This is a genomic window from Paenibacillus sp. cl130 (assembly GCF_900116035.1).
Taxonomy (GTDB): Bacteria; Bacillota; Bacilli; order Paenibacillales; family Paenibacillaceae; genus Paenibacillus; species Paenibacillus polymyxa_B.
This window is the reverse complement of the sequence record NZ_FOYG01000001.1, coordinates 693,838-713,859: the sequence shown is the minus strand read 5'-3', so window position 1 is coordinate 713,859 and position 20,022 is coordinate 693,838. Positions and strand designations below refer to the sequence as shown.

Annotated in this window: 19 protein-coding genes; 15 read left to right on the top strand and 4 right to left on the bottom strand. The window is 45.9% G+C overall.

Annotated elements, in window-relative coordinates; genetic code table 11:
• The first annotated feature begins 155 nt into the window (after positions 1 to 155).
• A complete protein-coding gene (locus BM358_RS03325; protein ID WP_023987881.1) occupies positions 156 to 458 on the top strand; it encodes a YunC family protein in 303 nt (100 codons plus the stop codon).
• Between the two features lie 154 nt (positions 459 to 612).
• Here BM358_RS03325 and mtnA read toward each other — a convergent pair whose 3' ends face one another.
• Complete coding sequence (gene mtnA, locus BM358_RS03320; RefSeq protein ID WP_028542909.1) at positions 613 to 1,722, bottom strand: S-methyl-5-thioribose-1-phosphate isomerase; 1,110 nt, start codon at positions 1,720 to 1,722, stop codon at positions 613 to 615.
• A gap of 5 nt (positions 1,723 to 1,727) precedes the next feature.
• Positions 1,728 to 2,951: an S-methyl-5-thioribose kinase gene (gene mtnK, locus BM358_RS03315; RefSeq protein WP_028542908.1), complete on the bottom strand. Its 1,224-nt coding sequence runs from the start codon at positions 2,949 to 2,951 to the stop codon at positions 1,728 to 1,730.
• Positions 2,952 to 3,264: 313 nt separating this feature from the next.
• Between mtnK and BM358_RS03310 the strand changes: the two genes are divergently transcribed.
• The 7 genes from BM358_RS03310 to BM358_RS03275 all read left to right on the top strand — a co-directional run bounded on the left by BM358_RS03310 (position 3,265) and on the right by BM358_RS03275 (position 10,032).
• Positions 3,265 to 3,735 carry a Dps family protein gene (locus BM358_RS03310; RefSeq protein WP_013309551.1) on the top strand — a complete coding sequence of 157 codons (471 nt, stop codon included), beginning with the start codon at positions 3,265 to 3,267 and terminating at the stop codon, positions 3,733 to 3,735.
• Positions 3,736 to 4,180: 445 nt separating this feature from the next.
• Positions 4,181 to 4,963 carry a Fe-S cluster assembly ATPase SufC gene (sufC, locus tag BM358_RS03305; RefSeq protein WP_013309552.1) on the top strand — a complete coding sequence of 261 codons (783 nt, stop codon included), beginning with the start codon at positions 4,181 to 4,183 and terminating at the stop codon, positions 4,961 to 4,963.
• 23 nt (positions 4,964 to 4,986) lie between these two features.
• Positions 4,987 to 6,291, top strand: a complete 1,305-nt coding sequence (gene sufD / locus BM358_RS03300; RefSeq protein WP_023987884.1) for a Fe-S cluster assembly protein SufD — start codon at positions 4,987 to 4,989, stop codon at positions 6,289 to 6,291.
• On the top strand, positions 6,288 to 7,511 hold the full coding sequence (locus BM358_RS03295) for a cysteine desulfurase (protein ID WP_028542907.1): 1,224 nt from the start codon (positions 6,288 to 6,290) through the stop codon (positions 7,509 to 7,511). The genes sufD and BM358_RS03295 overlap by 4 nt, the downstream gene beginning before the upstream one ends.
• On the top strand, positions 7,501 to 7,923 hold the full coding sequence (gene sufU / locus BM358_RS03290; RefSeq protein ID WP_013309555.1) for a Fe-S cluster assembly sulfur transfer protein SufU: 423 nt from the start codon (positions 7,501 to 7,503) through the stop codon (positions 7,921 to 7,923). The genes BM358_RS03295 and sufU overlap by 11 nt, the downstream gene beginning before the upstream one ends.
• A 30-nt stretch (positions 7,924 to 7,953) precedes the next feature.
• Positions 7,954 to 9,351: a Fe-S cluster assembly protein SufB gene (gene sufB / locus BM358_RS03285; RefSeq protein WP_013309556.1), complete on the top strand. Its 1,398-nt coding sequence runs from the start codon at positions 7,954 to 7,956 to the stop codon at positions 9,349 to 9,351.
• Between the two features lie 318 nt (positions 9,352 to 9,669).
• On the top strand, positions 9,670 to 10,032 hold the full coding sequence (locus tag BM358_RS03275; RefSeq protein WP_028542906.1) for a YmaF family protein: 363 nt from the start codon (positions 9,670 to 9,672) through the stop codon (positions 10,030 to 10,032).
• A gap of 213 nt (positions 10,033 to 10,245) precedes the next feature.
• Here the strand turns inward: BM358_RS03275 and BM358_RS03270 are convergent, their stop codons facing one another.
• Positions 10,246 to 11,310, bottom strand: a complete 1,065-nt coding sequence (locus BM358_RS03270) for an HD-GYP domain-containing protein (protein WP_028542905.1) — start codon at positions 11,308 to 11,310, stop codon at positions 10,246 to 10,248.
• Positions 11,311 to 11,629: 319 nt separating this feature from the next.
• Between BM358_RS03270 and BM358_RS03265 the strand changes: the two genes are divergently transcribed.
• The 7 genes from BM358_RS03265 (at position 11,630) to BM358_RS03235 (ending at position 18,403) form a co-directional block, all read left to right on the top strand.
• Entirely contained in the window at positions 11,630 to 13,084 is a 1,455-nt protein-coding gene (locus tag BM358_RS03265; RefSeq protein ID WP_028542904.1) for a bifunctional metallophosphatase/5'-nucleotidase, read from the top strand.
• Positions 13,038 to 14,198 (top strand): HD-GYP domain-containing protein, encoded by a 1,161-nt coding sequence (locus BM358_RS03260; protein WP_025722542.1) that lies wholly within the window; start codon positions 13,038 to 13,040, stop codon positions 14,196 to 14,198. Before BM358_RS03265 ends, BM358_RS03260 begins: the two co-directional genes overlap by 47 nt.
• Before the next feature lie 97 nt (positions 14,199 to 14,295).
• On the top strand, positions 14,296 to 15,426 hold the full coding sequence (gene yfkAB / locus BM358_RS03255) for a radical SAM/CxCxxxxC motif protein YfkAB (RefSeq protein WP_023987890.1): 1,131 nt from the start codon (positions 14,296 to 14,298) through the stop codon (positions 15,424 to 15,426).
• Between the two features lie 108 nt (positions 15,427 to 15,534).
• Complete coding sequence (locus tag BM358_RS03250) at positions 15,535 to 16,884, top strand: hemolysin family protein (RefSeq protein ID WP_023987891.1); 1,350 nt, start codon at positions 15,535 to 15,537, stop codon at positions 16,882 to 16,884.
• A gap of 240 nt (positions 16,885 to 17,124) precedes the next feature.
• A complete protein-coding gene (locus BM358_RS03245; protein ID WP_025722540.1) occupies positions 17,125 to 17,349 on the top strand; it encodes a spore coat associated protein CotJA in 225 nt (74 codons plus the stop codon).
• A gap of 1 nt (position 17,350) precedes the next feature.
• Positions 17,351 to 17,800, top strand: coding sequence for a spore coat protein CotJB (locus BM358_RS27095; RefSeq protein ID WP_023987893.1), 450 nt, complete (start codon positions 17,351 to 17,353; stop codon positions 17,798 to 17,800).
• Positions 17,801 to 17,833: 33 nt separating this feature from the next.
• Complete coding sequence (locus tag BM358_RS03235) at positions 17,834 to 18,403, top strand: manganese catalase family protein (RefSeq protein ID WP_013309567.1); 570 nt, start codon at positions 17,834 to 17,836, stop codon at positions 18,401 to 18,403.
• A gap of 250 nt (positions 18,404 to 18,653) precedes the next feature.
• Here the strand turns inward: BM358_RS03235 and BM358_RS03230 are convergent, their stop codons facing one another.
• Complete coding sequence (locus tag BM358_RS03230; RefSeq protein ID WP_023987894.1) at positions 18,654 to 19,724, bottom strand: glycosyltransferase family 2 protein; 1,071 nt, start codon at positions 19,722 to 19,724, stop codon at positions 18,654 to 18,656.
• Between the last annotated feature and the right edge of the window lie 298 nt (positions 19,725 to 20,022).

Genomic DNA, 20,022 nt, shown 5'->3' with positions numbered 1-20,022 from the left:
AAGGAAATTGTACTGAATTTTGCCAAAGTTAAGAGGCCCCTCCAGCTGTAGTTATTCACCATGATATTTTGAGCATATCCACGGGCGTCCACACTTACCCGGAAATGCTGCATAAAATATCCCGGGTGAACAAAGAGGAGGTGCATGTAATAACCATGATACACATGGAATCCGTGCAAGTGGGTGAGCATACATTTATCGGAGTTGAGGTCAAACTGCCTAAAACAACGCTGTTGACGATCTCTAACTCCCGTGGTTACATCATGTGTGGTGCCCTGGATGTTGGACTGCTCAATGAACGGCTGGCGGATCGGAAAATTCTTGCCGCACGAGCTGTGGGGGTAAAAACGCTGAAAGAATTGTTGGAAGCGCCGATGGAATCGGTGACGACAGAAGCGGAGCAACTGGGGATTAAGCCAGGTATGCCAGGATACGAAGCACTTTTGAAACTGGTGTAATGAAGCCTATGTGCATATGTTGCATAAGAGTAGAGGAACAAGAACGAAAAAAAACCGGACTTTTTGGCTCCGGTTTTTTTCTGTGAAAAGTTTTATTCTATCGAGTAGAATTATCATTTGAATTATATACGAACGGTATGACATGCAAGAACAATTATTCGGCAAACAAATGGGTCAGGTTCTCGCTAAAGGGTGCTTGTACAATCCCTTTTTCGGTAATGATGGCGGTAATGTACTCATGAGGTGTAACGTCGAATGCTGGGTTGTAGACTTTGATGCCCTGCGGGGCGGTCCTTTTACCAAAGCTTTCGGTAACTTCCTCAGCAGAACGCTCCTCGATCGGAATATCTGCGCCTGTTGCGGTCTGCAAATCAATGGTAGATAGTGGCGAAGCGACATAAAAAGGAATGCCATGCGCCTTCGCTAGCACAGCTAGGCTATAGGTGCCGATTTTGTTGGCCACATCTCCATTAGCAGCGACTCTATCTGTGCCGACAATAACGGCCTGTACCCATCCTTTGGACATCACCATGCCCGCCATATTGTCACAGAGCAGGGTGACATCAATGCCTGCCTGCTGAAGCTCGAAAGCGGTCAGGCGCGCCCCCTGCAGCACGGGGCGGGTTTCGTCGGCAAATACTTTGAGGTGAATGCCGTTCTCCTGCGCAAGGTACATCGGCGCGAGCGCTGTTCCGTATTTCGCTGTCGCCAATCCGCCTGCATTGCAGTGAGTAAGTACGCCCATCCCGTCCTCGAACAGAGGTAAAGCATGGATGCCGATCTGGCGACATACTTCCTCATCCTCTGCCTGAATGGCTGTGGCTTCACGCTCCAGCCCGGCATTCCAGTCTTCGACCTGACCTCCGCTAGCTTCAACGATGAGTTCCCCAGCCCGCTTCTTCATGCGGTCCAAGGCCCAGAACAGGTTCACTGCCGTCGGGCGTGAAGTAGCCAAATGTCCGCACACGGCGTGTACATGCTGCAGCCACCCAGCAGCGTCGGTGCCGTCGTAGGCGGTAGCTCCTAGCACAACGCCGTAGGCCGCAGCCATCCCGATAGCGGGCGCACCACGTACCTTCATGGCATGTATGCCATCCCATACTTCCTCGGCCGTGAATAAATCCAGCATGACAATCGTTTCGGGCAGTAGACGCTGATCCAACATAGACAAGCGGTTGCCTTTCCACACCAGCGAAGATAGAGCCTGACTGGGCACTGCAGCTTTCCCAGAGGTTACGTGCGACGATTCTTTCTTTTCACTCATATTCATTAAGCTCCTTTAGTTTGGGCAGCTGTTGCTGTCCGAACAATGTCTCCCAGTTCCCGAATCGAATGAAGCTCGCGATTGCGAAGAACCAAGGATTTACCGATAGATAACGCCAGACGTTCCGCAGCTTCCTTGATAGCAGGATCGGCAATGGTGTCGATATCTGCCACATGCGACAGGCTGATGATACGGCGAATCACTTTGCACCCTGCAAAACCAATCGTATCTTGCAGTACTTTCTGGAGATACAAGTCCTGATATCCCGCTGTACGTGCCATATGATCGGTGACATGCTCGTCCCACAGTTTGCGGAACCTACGCTCAAACTGTTCCCATACCTGAATGGCGGTCTCCAGAACCCAGTCACGCCTTTCCTTTAGAGCCTTCTCGCCAGAGGTCCATCCGGGTTGTGCTGCGTAGTTCAACAGCAGATTGGCGATCACTGCTCCGATATCAAAGCCCATGGGTCCGTAGTAGGCAAATTCAGGATCAATGACTTTAGTCGATTCGGTCGTTACAAAAATGCTGCCAGTATGAAGGTCACCGTGCAGAAGCGCTTCGGTTCGTGTCAAAAACTTTTCTCGCAGCAAAGCCACTTCCAGGTGAAGCACTTGATCTGTACGTAGTGCCTCTGCTTCGTCTTCGATGTACGCACCATAGTTGTTATTATCTGAGATCCGATACGGTTCATCCAGAATCAGATCTTCAGTTATTTTGCAGAGATCCGGGTTGATAAAGCGTTTAACCAGGTCTTTTTTATCCTGCTGATTCATGCCCAAATCTGAGGTGAAGAAGAGCGTGCGTGCCAGAAACTCCCCAATATGATTAGCGAAATATGGATAGGTGTTTCCTTCTATTAGTCCCTTGCGCATGATGGTGTGTGAGCTAAGATCCTCCATCACGGTCAACGCAAGCTCATCGTCATACGCCAGTACCGCAGGAACCAATTCGGGGCAAATGTAGTGTTCCTGCTGAAGTGCCTCGCGTTCAATACGGGCACGATCCAGTGAAAGCGGCCAGGATTCACCCACAATTTTTACATAGGGAAGTGCCTGCTTGGCAATGATACTCTTGTTAGATTCAGAATCCGTAATATGAAAAACCAGATTTAAGTTACCATCACCGATTTCTCGGCATTCCAGATGGGCTTCCTGACTAAAAAATCCGGGGATGTTCTTCACGAATTCGATTGCTTCTTCAGTCGTTAAAGGATGATATTGGGACAACGAAGTCACCTCCATAAAATGTGCGCATGTAAATAGTTTAAAAAATATCACAATATTAAACCAAGTATTTTGATAGGATAGAGAAAGTATAACGAAAATCATTGAAGTTTTGTACATTTTTTTTATGGGAATTGAAAGAGGAAGAAAGGAGTACTCTTTTTTTGTTTCGTCTCCGTATAGAGAGGGTAAATATGAGACAGACGTCCGGCAGGTGATATTAGGATGCCCGCTGGCGTCTTACCGTCAGCAATGGCGGTGATGGATACGTAAACGTTCCTGAAAATCAATTTGATGAAAAAGGAAGGGATTTATGATGGCTAAAACAACAAGTAACTCGAAAAATACGCAAACCAAATCGGTGGAGGAACTTTTAAACCGTCAAGTCGCTAACCTCAATGTGTTATATGTAAAAATTCATAACTATCACTGGTATGTGAAAGGCTCCAGTTTCTACACACTCCATGTTAAATTTGAAGAGTTATACAATGAAGTGACATTGAAAATGGATGAGATCGCCGAGCGTTTGCTCGCGTTGAAAGGTTCTCCTTCCGCAACGTTGAAGGAATACCTGGAGCTGTCGTCGATTCAGGAAGCAACCGGCAACGAAGATGCTCCTAAGATGGTACAAACCTTGATCGAGGATTTTGCAACTGTATGCGAGGAGTTTCAGGAAGGTATCGAACTGGCGGAAAGCAATTCCGACCAGCCAACTGCAGATTTGCTGATTGGTTATAAAGCGGATCTGGAGAAACATATGTGGATGCTTCGCTCTTATTTGGGCTAATTGGCCGAATTTCGCTCCATCACTCAATGCCTAGTTCGGTGAATTTAATTCCACTCCATAGTGATGGGGTTACGCTCTGAAATAAACTCTCTACATGTAAAACGCTACTGACGTCATGCTGTCAGTAGCGTTTTTATGGCTGGAAAAAGATCATGCATCCCATGTTTTTTGTACAAATTTATAATTATATGAACAACCACAGGATGAATTTTGCTATTTGTGTGCCTGGTAGGGTGAACATTTTATGAAGAAAGTTGGATAACGTGTGTCTGTTGGTTGCACCCTTAAAGATATTTATTATAAAATAACTTGAGAATCATTGAGAATCAGTTTAGAATGATTATAAATAAATTTTTAAATATTACTTGAAATCAGGGGGCTCCCCTGTTTAAATATACTTTCTGATTTCGACACCACACTACATTTTTTGGAGGGTATTGCGAATATGGCTACAAACTTTAAGATTGAAGGTCTCAAGGCGACCATTGAAGGCAAGGAAATTTTGAAAGGTATTAACCTCGAAATGAAGGGCGGAGAAATCCATGCCATCATGGGTCCTAACGGTACGGGTAAAAGTACACTCGCGTCTGCTTTGATGGGTCATCCTAAATATGAAGTCACAGATGGCAAAGTAACTTTGGATGGAGAAGACGTGCTGGATATGGAAGTGGATGAGCGTGCACGTGCAGGATTGTTCTTGGCGATGCAGTATCCGAGTGAAATTGCAGGGGTAACGAACTCCGACTTTTTGCGTAGTGCGATCAACGCACGCCGTGAAGAAGGACAAGAAATCTCCCTGATTAAGTTTATCCGTCAAATGGAAAGCAAAATGAAAGAGCTCGAAATGAATCCTGAGTTTGCTCACCGTTACCTGAACGAAGGCTTCTCTGGTGGTGAGAAAAAACGGAATGAAATTTTGCAAATGATGATGATTGATCCGAAAATTGTCATTCTTGATGAAATCGACTCCGGTCTGGATATCGATGCTTTGAGAATCGTGGCTAGCGGTGTCAACGCTATGCGTTCCGAAGAGCGTGGTTTCCTTATCATTACTCACTATCAACGTCTGTTAAACTACGTTAAACCAGATTATGTACATGTAATGATGCAAGGACGTATCGTTAAATCCGGTGGTCCTGAGCTTGCTGAGCGTCTGGAAGCGGACGGTTACGACTGGATCAAGGAAGAGCTGGGTATCGTTGATGAAACTGTAGGACAAGAGGCGTAAGCCGGAAGCGAGGAGGAAAACTAATGACTACACAAACAATCCTTCCGGTAGATTCCGAGCAACTGCGTGTTCTGTCCGAACGTAACGGCGAACCATCTTGGTTGGCCGAAGACAGACAAAAAGCACTTGAGCTTGCAGGCAAACTGGAGCTTCCGGTATTTGAAAAAACAAAAATCGAACGATGGAAATTAAACGATTACGGTCAACATAAACAGAACGAGGTCATTGCATCGGTAGGGCAGGTCCCGGCAGCCATTGCTGATCTGGTCAAAGAGCAACAGGAGGGTGGTCTGATTATTCAGCGCAACTCCGGCGCGGTATATGTGAAGCTGAGCGAGGAATTGGCGGCGCAAGGCGTCATTTTCACGGATTTACAAACAGCGGTTAAAGAGCATGCTGATTTGGTTAAAGCTCATCTGAACACAGTTATTAAGGCTGAAGAAAATTCATTATCTGCATTGCACGCAGCACTCTGGAACGGTGGAGTATTTGCTTATGTGCCTAAAAATGTAGAACTGAACGTTCCGCTTCAAGCTGTATTTCTGACGGACGATGCGACTGCAACGTTTGCACCGCATGTGCTGCTCATTGTTGAAAGCCACAGTTCCGTGACTTACGTAGACAACTATGTATCTGCGGATTTGGCGGCACCTGTTCTTCATAACGGTGCGGTAGAAGTTGTTGCAAATGCAGGAGCTAAAGTACGTTATGCGACAGTCCATCAGTTTGGAGAGCAAGTAACGGATATTTCGATTCGTCGTGCTACGTTGGGAAATGACGCAGCTATCGAATGGATTGTGGGCGAAATGAACAACGGTAATACAGCAAGCAATACCATGTCCGTGCTCAAAGGCAATGGCTCCAATTCGGATGCCAAGATCATTGCTGTTGGTTCCGGCTCACAAAAGCTGAACTATACGACACAAGCACAGCATTTTGGTAAAAATTCCGCCAGTCAGATGATTACGCGCGCAGTAATGCGTGAAGAAGCGTCTTCCATCATTAACGGAATTACAAAAATTGAAAAAGGTGCTACCAAAGCAGACGGTCAGCAAACAGAACGTGTTCTGATGCTCAGCCCGAAAGCGCGTGGTGACGCTAACCCGATCCTGCTGATTGATGAAGATGATGTAACGGCAGGTCACGCAGCATCGGTTGGTCAGGTAAACCGTGAACAAGTGTATTACTTGATGTCCCGCGGGATTAGCCGTGCAGAAGCTGAACGTCTGATTATTTATGGCTTCTTGGCACCTGTCGTATCTGAAATTCCGCTCGAAGGACTTCAACATCAGCTGCAAAGCCTTGTTGAAAGGAAGTTAGGCCAATGAATACTGCATTGATCCGTGAACAGTTCCCGATTTTACATCAGGAGATTAACGGTCATCCGCTGGTTTATTTGGATAATGCGGCCACTTCGCAAAAACCGCTGGCGGTCATCGAGGCGATCAAGCACTACTACGAATATGATAATTCAAATGTTCACCGTGGTGTGCATACCTTGGGTAGTCGCGCAACGGATGCTTATGAAGGTGCGCGGGAGAAGGTAGCCCGCTTTCTGAATGCAAAGCGCAGTCAGGAAATTATTTTTACAAGAGGAACAACAACGGCGTTGAATCTGGTCGCTTCTTCCTATGGCAGGGCTAATTGCCAGGCAGGTGATGAAATTGTCATCACACAAATGGAGCATCACAGTAATCTGATTCCGTGGCAACAGGTAGCCAAAGCCACAGGCGCGACTTTGAAATATATTCCACTTCAAGAGGATGGTAGCGTTGATCTTGCTGATGTTGAGAATACCATTACAGAAAACACGAAAATTGTAGCGATTGCGCATGTCTCCAATGTGCTGGGTGTTGTGAACCCTGTCAAAGAGATTGCAGCTATTGCGCATCGCAACGGCGCAGTCATCGTTATAGACGGTGCACAAAGCACACCACATATGAAAGTAGACGTGCAAGACATCGATGCTGACTTTTATGCCTTTTCGGGTCACAAAATGTGTGCTCCTACTGGGATCGGAGCACTGTACGGCAAGAAGGCGCTGCTGGAAAACATGGAGCCCATTGAGTTCGGCGGTGAAATGATCGACGATGTGGGATTGTACGAATCCACATGGAAGGAGCTGCCTTGGAAATTTGAAGGTGGAACCCCGATTATAGCCGGAGCCGTTGGTTTGGGAGCTGCCATTGATTTTCTGGAAAGCATCGGACTGGACGCCATTGCACAGCATGAAAGCCGTCTGGTCGACTATGCTCTCAAACGTCTCCGTGAAGTGGAGGGATTGACGATTTACGGACCTGCAGACCGTCATGTTGGGCTCGTAACATTCAACTTGGATGATGTGCATCCGCATGATGTAGCTACCGTATTGGATAGCAAAGGGGTGGCTGTACGTGCAGGCCATCATTGCTGCCAGCCATTGATGCGCTGGTTGAAAGCCAGTGCGACTGCACGTGCCAGCTTTTACCTCTATAACACGGAAGAGGAAGTCGACGCTTTGGTCAGCGCCTTAATCCAAACAAAGGAGTATTTTGGCGATGCAACTTGATGACTTGTACCGACGCGTGATTATGGATCATTATAAAAATCCGCGCAATCGCGGACGTTTTGAGGACGATGCCGTTACGGTGGATTTGAATAATCCTACGTGTGGTGACCGGATTTCTCTTCAACTCAAAACGAAAGACGGCGTGGTCGAAGATGCCCGTTTTACTGGCGAAGGCTGCTCGATTAGTATGTCCTCAGCTTCGATGATGACAGAAGCGGTCAAAGGAAAAACGATTGATCAGGCACTGGATATGGCAAGCCGCTTCTCTTCTTTAATGAAGGGAGAAGCCGTTGAATTCGATGATTATGAAGAATTGGAAGCTTTGTCAGGCGTAAATAAGTTCCCGGCCCGCATCAAATGTGCGACACTGGCTTGGAACGCGCTGCGCAAAGGGATTGATGAAGATAAATAATTTAAATAGAACAGAGGAGGTTTGAGAAACATGGCCAAGAAAGCACCGGAAATGGAAGAGTATAAATATGGCTTTCGTGACGAGCACAAGTCCATTTTCCAAACAGGTAAGGGTCTCACTCCGGAAATTGTAAAGGAAATCTCCAAAATTAAGGATGAGCCAGAATGGATGCTGGAGTTCCGTCTGAAAGCACTGAAACAGTTTGAAAAAATGCCAATGCCAAACTGGGGCGGAGATATGGATGAACTGGATTTCAACGATATCCAGTACTATGTAAGACCTTCCGAGAAACAAGGGAAGACATGGGAAGAAGTTCCGACGGAAATTAAAGAAACCTTTGATAAACTGGGTATTCCTGAGGCGGAGCAAAAGTTTTTGGCTGGTGTATCCGCACAGTATGAATCCGAGGTTGTCTACCACAGTATGCAAAAGGAACTGGAAGACCAGGGCGTTATTTTCATGGATACCGATACGGCGTTGCGTGAGCATCCTGAGATTCTGAAAGAGTATTTTGCAACAGTTGTACCTCCTGCGGACAATAAGTTTGCTGCACTGAACAGTGCGGTATGGTCAGGCGGTAGCTTCATCTATGTACCAAAAGGTGTGAAATGTGAAGTTCCATTGCAGGCTTACTTCCGTATCAACTCGGAAAACATGGGTCAATTTGAGCGTACGCTTATTATTGCCGACGAAGACAGCTTTGTGCATTATGTAGAAGGATGCACGGCTCCAATTTACAGCACGAACTCGCTGCATAGTGCCGTGGTCGAAATTATTTGTAAGAAGAACGCACGCGTTCGTTATACAACGATCCAGAACTGGGCACCAAACATCTATAACCTGGTAACCAAACGTGCGGTTGCAGAAGAAAACGCAACGATGGAATGGGTCGATGGTAACATCGGTTCCAAGTTGACGATGAAGTATCCAGCCGTTGTATTGAAAGGCCGTGGAGCGAAAGGGATGGTCCTGTCCATCGCTGTTGCAGGCAAAGGCCAGCATCAGGATGCAGGTGCGAAAATGATCCACTTGGCACCAGACACCACCTCCACAATTGTATCCAAGTCGATCAGTAAGCACGGCGGTAAAGTAACGTATCGCGGATTAGCTTCATTCGGTCGTCAGGCTCAAGGTGCAAAATCGAATATCAAGTGTGATACGCTGATTTTGGATAATCAATCAACTTCAGATACTATTCCTTATAATGAAATCATGAATGACGACATCACGCTTGAGCACGAAGCAACGGTTTCCAAGGTATCGGAAGATCAGCTGTTCTACCTGATGAGCCGTGGTTTGACTGAAGCAGAGGCAACGCAAATGATCGTTATGGGCTTTATTGAGCCGTTCACCAAAGAGCTGCCGATGGAATATGCGGTAGAAATGAACCGTTTGATCAAGTTCGAAATGGAAGGCAGTATTGGTTAAAACGCAGTAACCCTTGGTGTGACAAGGTTTTTGAGGTATTCTAAAGCTGTTAAATCGGAGTCGTGCCGATTTTGTGCCGACTCGGATTTCCTGCTAGTACAGAAGGCGAACTTTTTAAGTTCGCCTTCTTCTATTTTTTCCGTAATGTCTAAAAAGATGTCGGCAGTTTTCTGAATTGTCTTATGATCTAACGCTTTTATAAGGGGAGATAGAATTAAAAAAAATTATTGTTAGGACTGCGGATAATTGCCTAGCACTTAACTATGTTTGCTTAATAGGATATTGTAAAGCCACAAAACATAAGGAGGCAGGCAACGGATGCAGAAGAATAAAGCTGGAGTGAAGAAGAAACCCCTCTCTTCTAAACAGACACAGAGGCATGTACATGAATTTGAAGGTAGTACCAAACTGGCTGAAGAAGGCGCAGACCGACATAACCACCGCTTTGCAGGTGTTACTGGGCAAGCGATTCGAGTTGGAAGAAGTCATGTCCATGAAATTGATCTTTCAAAAACTGATTTCGTGAACCATTTTCATAATCTGAGAAGGATTAGAACAGGACCCGCTATTCCAGTCGGAAATGGCAAGCACGTACATTTTGTTACGGGCCAAACCACATTAAATGATGGTCATGTACACCAGTTCAATTTCGCAACATTGATTCAGGCACCTCTTATTTAATAAACAAATGTAGCAAATAATATAGTAGTAGAAACGCGTTTTTATTGTGTTTGATCGTTGTAAATTGTGACTAGGTTAATGTCCCTAACATAAAAAGAGGCTGTCCTTCGTAGAAGAACCTACGAATCAAGGACAGTCTCTTTTTATTCGCGTAGCCTGGGCTTCGGCAAGACATTTCGTTCCACCGAAGTAACGCCGGGAGGCAGTAGCGGATCAGGATTCCAAATAAATTTCATCAATGGATACATGGCGTTCCCTAGATAAATCTACATATTCATCATCGTTAATTCTCACTAAGGGTCTGAAGTAATCAGCAGGATTGTTCAGAATAATCGTTCCTGTCTGCCCTGTAGTCAGCAGAACCTGCTTATTAATGAAATTAGGAAGCATATGTCTGATGAACACTTGGGTAGCTTCTGGGTTTAGATGTCCAAAACTCATGCTGTGCAGCTCGCGTAATACGGCGAGTAGCTCCTGCTTCGTCTGGTACACACGATTGGAAATCATCGCGCTATACACGTCTGCAATAGCTGTTATGCTGGCAAAAGGATGAATTTCTTCCTTGAACAGTCCATGGGGATATCCACTTCCATCTTCACGCTCGTGATGCTGCAAGGCGACAATTGCAGAAATCTCATCGCTGGTTGAATTGCGAATAATATCATAGCCATAGAGAGAATGTTTCTTCATTTCATGAAATTCTTCAGGTGTCAGTTTATCCGGTTTGTTCAAAATTTCATCCGGTATCATGGATTTGCCTATATCGTGTAAATATCCGGCTTTACCAGCGGCATAAGCTTCTTCTTCTGAATATCCAAGCCATGTGGCAATGTAATATGACAGTACACCTACTTGGAGAGAATGATTATAGGTATAGTGATCTCCCCGCTCCATAATTAACAGCAGAGATACGACATCTTTTTGACGAGCCAGCTCTGAAACGAGAGGGCCGAACAGTTCATCAACTCGATATTCATCAAATTTTCCAGTTGAGGAAGCTTCGAGAAACATGCTTTCAAAGCCACTGATCGTCTGCTCCATGAGGGGAACGGCGCGTTTGAGGGATTCAGGGGAAGCTGGAACATCGGGGGCAAAGTCAACCGGAATGCTCGCAGAACCGGCATCAATGTCGATATAATCGACACCATGCATAATGAGTTTGGAAATGTCGTCATGCTGAAGCTCGGTGCCCTGAATCATGACAGGTACACCGTGCCCATTGTATGTATCGGATTTGAGGCGATCTCCCGGCTTGGCATCGGTAACGTGAACTCTCATGTGCTAACCTCCTTATTGTCGTAAATTTGTCGAAAATATGAAACAACCCTAATATATCAAGAATTATATGGGATGACAACGACTAAATTACTATTATTCCAAGCTGTAAAATAGGTCCCAGGAACCCGTTTCCTATCAGATACCTACAGTAGATAACGTCAATGCTTTTCACTATGTTTATGATGTGAGATTGTTCAGAGAGTACAGCGAAGCTTAAGGACTATGTCCACTCATATGTACCATATTGCTAAATAACATGGTATGCTTAAACATTAGAAGCTCCAAAGTCGATATATATAAAGTATAGAGGAGGGCGGTTATGGAGATGACGACTCGGCAAACGTTGACCATTTTGCATACCAATGATATCCATAGTCATTTTGGCAGTATGCCTTCGATAGCCGCGATGATCGATGAACGAAGAGCCGCATCACGGGATGCGCTGCTTGTGCTCGACATAGGAGACCACATGGACCGGATGGCCCCCGAAACGGAAGGAACGCTCGGTGGGGCAAATGTGGATGTGATTAATCTAACAGGATACGATGCAATTACGATCGGTAACAATGAGGGACTGACTTTTACCCCGGATATGATTGAACAGGCATATGCAGGGATTCATTGTCCGGTCGTATGCGGCAATATGACAGAGCGTGCTACGGGGATGAACCCTTCGTGGATGAAGGAATCCCTTATCGTAGACAAAGCAGGAATCAAGGTCGGTTTACTCGGTGTGACGGCTCCTTTTGTAGAGTTTTATCAATTGCTGGGCTGGGATGTGCTCAATCCGTTTGAGGTGCTGGGGAAGCAGATCGCGGCACTGAGAAAGCAGGTTGATGTTTTGGTCGTGATGTCGCACCTGGGTCTACCTTCCGATCAAAAATTAGCGTCGCAGTTTCCTGAAATTGACGTTATCCTTGGAGGTCACACCCATCATGTGCTGGAGGAACCGCTTTGGATCGGAAAAACAGCTTTATGTGGGGCGGGTAAGTTCGGAACGCTACTGGGTGAAGTGACACTAAGTCGTAACAATAGCCTCGAACCGTTTCGAGTCACGTCAGGCGGCGTAGTTCCTGTAGATCAGACACTACTGGACGAAAAAGTGGCATCGGCCATTGTGGTGCATCGCAGACAAGCAGAGCGCGCCATGGAGAGCACCATTGCGGTGACGGATCGGAAACTGGAGATCGCATATGATCAGGAATCCCCTTTTGGGAACATGCTGGCACAAGCGGTGTCCCATTTTACAGGAACAGAAATTGCCCTCGTCAATGCGGGACAACTGCTCGGTCCATTACCTCAAGGGGATATCAGCAAAGGAATACTACATTCCTTATGCCCTTCACCGATTAATGCCTGTGTTATGAAGTTGCGGGGAAGAGATATTCGGTTGGCGCTGGAGCAGTCCTTGCTGCCTGAATTTACAGACAAGCCCATGACGGGCTTTGGCTTCAGAGGCAAAGTGCTTGGCACGATGTGTGTGGAAGGCTTGGCCATTCAGTATGACTCGGGCCGTGCTTCTTATGAAAAAGTGACGGACATTCGTGTAGCGGGTCAACCTTTGGAAGAGCATGAGGAATACACAGTGGGCACGTTGGATATGTTCACTTTCAAAGCAGGTTATGAAGTGCTTGCGAACGGAACAGATCTCCGATTTATGCTTCCAGAATTTTTACGGGATTTGATTGAAATGGAGTTGAAGCGTCCGGGCGCGATGGAAGAATGTTTTGCAGCTAGGTGGCTTCAGGTATCAAAACAATCGGGAGAGGATTAAGCTGCGACTGGTACCTGTTACATTATTGAGAGCCGGCATGAAGCTGGGCAAAAAAATATACAATGAAAACGGAATGGTGCTGCTCTCGGAAGGTGTTGAGCTTACTTCGCGATTGATTGAACGTCTAGGCCAAGTCGGTATTGGATATGTATACATTGAGGATGCTGTGACAGAAGATATCGTCATTCCTGAGATGATCCATGAACAGACAAGGGCCGCGGCGCTACAGGAAATCAAAAAGCAGTTTCAAGGGTTGTCATCCTACTCCGTAGATCATAAGCACAAATATTTTGGCAAGTCATTTTATAAGGTGATGGAATCCATTCTGGACGATATTGGAGGCCGTCAGGACACCATCATTATGTTGATGGATATCGGGGCCGCGGATCAGGATTTGTATCATCATTCTTTGAACGTATGTTTATATTCACTAGTACTTGGAATATCCAACGGCTACGATAATAACCAGCTCATGGAGCTGGGGATAGGTTCACTACTGCACGATATCGGTAAAATGAAAATTTCACCTCAAGTACTCTATAAGCCGGGTAAATTGACGGATGAGGAATATGAGCATATGAAAACACACACGGTGATCGGCTACAAGTTGCTCAAAGACGAGCCTGGAATTCCCTTGTTGTCGGCTCATTGTGCATTACAGCATCATGAGCGTATCGACGGTAGCGGATACCCACACGGTTGGAAAAAGGACCAGATCCACGAATATGCGAAATGGATCGGTCTGGCGGACTCGTACGACGCAATGACAGCAAGTCGGATATATAAACAGGCTTTGTTGCCTTATGAAGCGATGGAAGTGCTGTACGCCGGGGCAGGAACGTTATATGAGCAGCGAATGCTGGAAGCCTTTCGTGACTGTGTAGCTATTTACCCCCTGGGACTCTCTGTGGTACTCAACACGGGGGAAGAGGGGGTCGTGGTGCGTATACATCCCAAAATCCCGCAAAGACCCGTCATTCGCATTGTAAGGGACCGGGATGGGCAGGAAGTGAAGGCACCTTATGATGTCGATTTGTCCGTATCCCTCTCGGTTATGATTACAAACACATTGGGCGCTACTGCCGCCCCTTTCGGAGGAGTACACGTAGATTAGCAGATGATGTGGAAGAAAGCATGCAGACACTTTACACATCATGATATGATAATTATACGTCTTTTGAGGTTAATAACAGAAATAAGGTGAAAACATAATGACAGTTCTACAAAATAACACGCTACCCCAAATATCGCCAACCTATGATCCGTGGGACCCGATTGTCTCACTGCGTACACATGGTCGTCATTTGCTAACGAGTGTGGAAATGACCGTAACGCATCTATGTAATATGCGCTGTGAGCATTGCGCTGTTGGCGACATGTTAGTTATGAAGGAGGCCCCTTTCCTGCCGTTAGACCTAATGCTGAAGCGTCTGGATGAAGTCGAGCATCTGGAGACCATCAGTATTACAGGCGGGGAACCTGCTTTACTCGATAAAACAGTGGATGAAGTGATCGTTCCACTGCTGAAATATGCCAAGGAGCGCGGTATTCGCTCGCAAATCAACTCCAATCTGACGTTAGATATTCGCAGATATGAGAAGATGCTTCCTTATCTGGATGTGATGCATATTTCGTTTAACTATTTGAATGCGGACGATTTTTATGAAGTGGGTTTTGCAAATACCGGCCGGCCGACTCCACGTGCGGGCGCTGTTCGCCTGTATGAAAAAATGATGGAAAATGCCCGCAGATTGAGTGAAATGGGAATGTTCATTTCAGCTGAATCCATGATTAATTATCGGACACACACGAAGCTGGAGGGCATTCATCAGTTAATCAACGAAATGGGATGCCGACGGCATGAAGTTCATCCAATGTATGCGTCGAATTTTGCCTCTGCTTTGCCTGTGCTTTCACTCGACGATATGCGAAACTCTATCCATAAGCTGCTGGATGTACGTAATCAGGACATGTGGATGTTGTTTGGCACATTACCGTTCTTTGCTTGTTCGGATCGGGAAGAAGACCGCAAACTGCTTCGCCGCTTGCGTCAGGAACCGAATATTACGGTGCGTAATGATCCAGACGGAAGAAACCGTGTGAATGTGAATATGTTCACGGGTAGCGTGTATGTGACGGATTTTGCAGACATTCCGGCTTTCGGAAACATTCAGGAAGACAGTCTGGACGATATTTTTGGTGAATGGCTGAATGAGCATCCGCTGAATCAGACTGTGAACTGTCATTGTGATGCCGCTGCCTGTTGTGGACCGAACCTGCTCGTGGCGGATATGTACTACAAAGGAATAGACTTTAAATCAAGAAAAGCATTACAATTATGAGTATTTTTGCATGATTTTAATTAGCAGCTTCCAATCAATAAAATTTGGATTGAATTGCTTGCAAACCAAAAGATGCAAAATGCAAACTATAGAAATGGGGAGTTCGTATTGGATGGTCATACCGAGTTTCATTGGGGATTGCTAGCTGTGAATCTCCTCTTGGTACTGCTGCTTGTCTTTCTAAATGGTGTATTTGTGGCCGCAGAATTTTCATTGGTCAAAATGCGCCAATCCCGATTGACGCAGCTCCAAAGCGAGGGTCATCGCCTGGCAGGCTATGCGCTGAAGGTGAACCAAAAGTTGGATGCTTATCTGTCCGCCACCCAATTGGGCATTACGCTGGCTTCATTGGGCCTAGGTTGGATTGGAGAGCCAGCAATATCCGGCTACCTGATAGAGCCACTCATGCACAAACTCGGTGTAACTGACGGTACACTGATTACAACGGTATCCGTTATCGTCGGATTTTGCGTAATTACCTTTTTGCATATCGTATTGGGGGAACTGGCGCCAAAGTCCTTAGCGATTCAGAAGACCGAAGGTGTGGCGTTGTTTTTATCGGCGCCTTTGCTGCTTTTTTATAAGGTCTTTCTGCCTGTGATCTGGGTATTGAATGCTGCGGCAAATTTACTGTTGCGTGCATTCGGCATTCAGCCGGCGAGTGAAGCCGAAGCGGCTCATTCGGAGGAAGAGATTCGTATATTGATGAATCAGAGCGCCAAAAGCGGTGTGATTGATAAGGACGAAATTAAGCTGATGGATAATATTTTTGATTTTTCTGACTTGCTTGCCCGCGAAATCATGCTGCCGCGTACAGATATGGATTGTTTGTACACGAATTTGTCGTTTAAGGAAAATCTCAAGATTATCAGCGAGACCAAGCATTCCCGCTACCCGGTAGCGGTTGAGGATAAAGACCAGATTATCGGTTTTGTCCATATTACGGATCTTCTGCTAGCTGAGCAGGGAGAGCAACTGGATCTGGCTTCGGTGGTACGTCCTATTTTGAATGTGCCGGAGTCCATGGAAGTGAGTCACGTGCTACGCCTTATGCAGAAAAAACATTCCCAAATGACTCTCGTGGTAGATGAGTACGGCGGAACGGCTGGGCTGCTGACAGCGGAGGAAATTTTGGAGGAAATCGTCGGGGATCTCTATGATGAATTTGAGGATGAACGCCCGAGCGTGGAAATGAAGGAGAACTTCATCTCTGTGGACGGTCGTATGCTCATTGAGGATGTCAATGATTTGACTGGAGTGAATATTGAAGACGACGAGGTGGATTCCATCGGGGGATGGCTGTTCAAGGAATTGGAAGGCATTCCGGTGAAAGGGAAGAAAATTGAGTTTTATAACCTTACCTTTGAGGTGGAGGAAGCAACAAGGCTTCGCATAATGAGAGTGAAGATTCACCGCAAGCCTGAGCCTGTGATTGAAGATGAGCTTTCTACCGATTGATTCCTGATCCACAGAGATAGGTAAGATCAGTTGAGGTATGTAAGTTATTATAGAGTGCTGAAGAAAGAGCCTTTAGATCCACGTACCGTGGGTTTAAAGGCTCTTTTTTGATTAGAAACAGTTCTATAGTTATTTTCTTTGAACAATTATTTTTATCTGTGATTTTTTGTTCGAGACTTGGGCGATGCGGCATATGTTGAATAGTAAAGCAGATGGATCAATCAAAGGAGGTCCCGGCCCGTGAAATTTCCACAGCAAGGTGAGTATGCCCCGTTTGTCGGCCCGTTCGATCCGTGTCCACCCGTCCTGTGCAAGACTTATGTGCTTCCGCCAAACTTATTTGTACAATTTCAGCCCCCTGGTCTACCGCAATTCAGTCCAGATGAGGCGCTGACGAAGGGGACACTATGGCCTCTACTTTACAGCCCTTATGAGCCTATGAGAAACCAGGGGGGAGGCGAATAGAATGGAGAATCCAAAACAGGGTCAGTCCCCAAACCCATTCCAACAGCAAATTCAGCATGAGAGTGGGTATCAACAGCCGAATCCATATCAAAGCCCTTATTCAAATCCGTATTCATACCAGAACCAGTATCAGAGCCAAGCTCAGGACTATAGTCAAGCCGGAAACCCAGCCCAAGGCTGCACGCCCCAAACCAAGCCGGGTGATGCCCAGTTTTATGCGCTGTTGGAGAAGCTTCAGGCGGTAGATTTTGTATTGGTGGAACTGAATTTGTATCTCAATACACACCCGGATGATTTACAGGCTATCGAACAGTTCAATAAGCTGACGCAGGAAAGAACGGCGATTGCTAACGAGTACCAGATCTTATATGGGCCTTTACAAAATTTTGGCCGTGCCTATTCCAAGTATCCTTGGGAATGGAACCAAACTCCTTGGCCGTGGCAGGTCTAGGTAGGTACAACCTTTTATAAAGGAGGAACATGAATGTGGGTATATGAGAAAAAACTGCAATATCCCGTACGTGTCAGCAAATGTGATCCTCATATGGCCAAACTGCTTATGGAGCAGTATGGTGGAGCGGATGGCGAGCTGGCGGCGGCTTTGCGGTATCTGAATCAGCGGTATACGATTCCGGATAAGGTTATCGGCGTACTTAATGATATAGGTACGGAAGAATTTGCGCACCTCGAAATGATTGCGACTATGATTTACAAGCTGACCAAGGATGCGAGTGTAGAGCAAATGAAGGCAGCCGGGCTGGGGGAATATTATGCGGCGCATGATCATGCGCTGTATTACCAGAGCGCAGGCGGAGTTCCTTTTACAGCGACCTATTTTCAAGCCAAGGGTGATCCAATTGCGGATTTGTATGAGGATATTGCGGCAGAAGAAAAGGCGAGAGCTACATATCAGTGGCTGATTGATTTAACCGATGATGTGGATTTGCAGGATAGTCTGAAGTTTCTGCGTGAACGCGAAATAATCCATTCGCTCCGTTTCCATGAGTCTGTGGAAATTTTGAAGGGGGAAAGAGACCGGAAGAAAGTGTTCTGAGAAAATGATACACAAGGTCTCTTGGTGAGCTTAAGCTTGCAGGAGACTTTTTTCTTTTGAAGTCATCTAAGCTATGAAATGGTCGTTCTCAAGGAGTAGCAATGGGCATTTTGTATATAAGAGGGGGCAAAAATAAAAGCCCCCAAAAATTGCAGGCTGTCAGCCCGGGTATCGTGCCGAGCACATATCGGCATGATGACTAAAAGGCCGCCTACATTAAACGACCTTCCCTGGCGCGTCTTTCTCATCCCTATTGCTTCAGTTGTGCAAAATATTGCTCGTTATATAACACGCTTGGATGGGTAGGATGGTGCAACTGAGCGATGCGATGATGCGATTTTGCCTTTTCGATGTCACCGATTCGGTCGTAACACAGGCATAATTGCAAGTGTGGAAACCAGGTATAGTACGAGGAATTGGTTAAGGCCATCACATCTTGTGGAGGCTCTATCAGCGTCGCCTGACGAAACCAGTAAATGGCTTGAGTATACTGCTCATCTTCAATGAACAAATTGCCAAAGGCACAGCAGAACTGTGCGCGTGGTACATCAAGGTTAAGTGTGCGAAGCAGAGCCATACGCTGCTCCTGTTTTTGACCCTGGTGAGCGTAGCAATCCGCTAGCTTAAAGCAAGCAGCAATCCGATCTTCAATCCATCCGAGATCTAGCCCCAGATAGTGTTTGTACTGCTGGATGGCTTCTAGTATGCGTCCGTTATCATAAAGTTCATTAGCGAAGTAGTAGTGATCTCGTTCAGAAAATGCGGTGCCTTGCTCCCGATGCTTGAGATAGATATGCAAATTACGATCAGTGTAAGCACGTGTCTTTTTATGAGTCACCGCCATATTACTGTGAAAGGTACTGCCTGTCACATTCAGGAATTCGTGAACAAATCCGATCCATCTGAATTTACGATCACGTCGCACCATTCGGTTTCTTTTGAGCTTATGCAGCGGCTGCCCCTGTTCATCTACAGATAGCACATAATCCATCGTAATGCTGTCATACGAGACGGTGGCTTGTTTTTTCCAGTCGAGAAATGCCAGTCGGTCTTGCTCTTCTAGGATGTCGTCGGCATCCAGCCAAAATTGATATTCCTGTGTTGCCTGATCAAACGCATAATTGCGGGCTGCGGAAAAATCATCACACCATTCAAAAGGGTATATCCGAGCGTTGAACGATGCAGCTACCTCTTGGGTACTGTCGGTAGAGCCAGTATCAACGATAATGATTTCATCTACCAGGTCATGGACTGATTTCAGACAGGTATGAAGTGCTTCTTCTTCATTTTTGACAATCATACATAAGCTGACAGTTACCATGCTCTTTGTCCCTCCCAAAAAACTTGATATAATCTCCATTTTATGTAGGATAGCTTGCTCATTATGTAGTAATTCCGATGGAGCATTTAGAGGATGTGTAATGATCATAAATTCAAACTTGCTCTAATAAATTAGAAAATCAAAGTCTGATATGAAGGGGGAGGAGATTGTGCGAAATTCGATATTACCAAGTGCGACCGGGAAATAAATTTGATGGCTAAATGTAGTTGGAAAACAGGTGAAAAACAGAAAAAAAGGCAGTTAACTGGATGTTAAGGTTGTATTTTTGTATTGATGT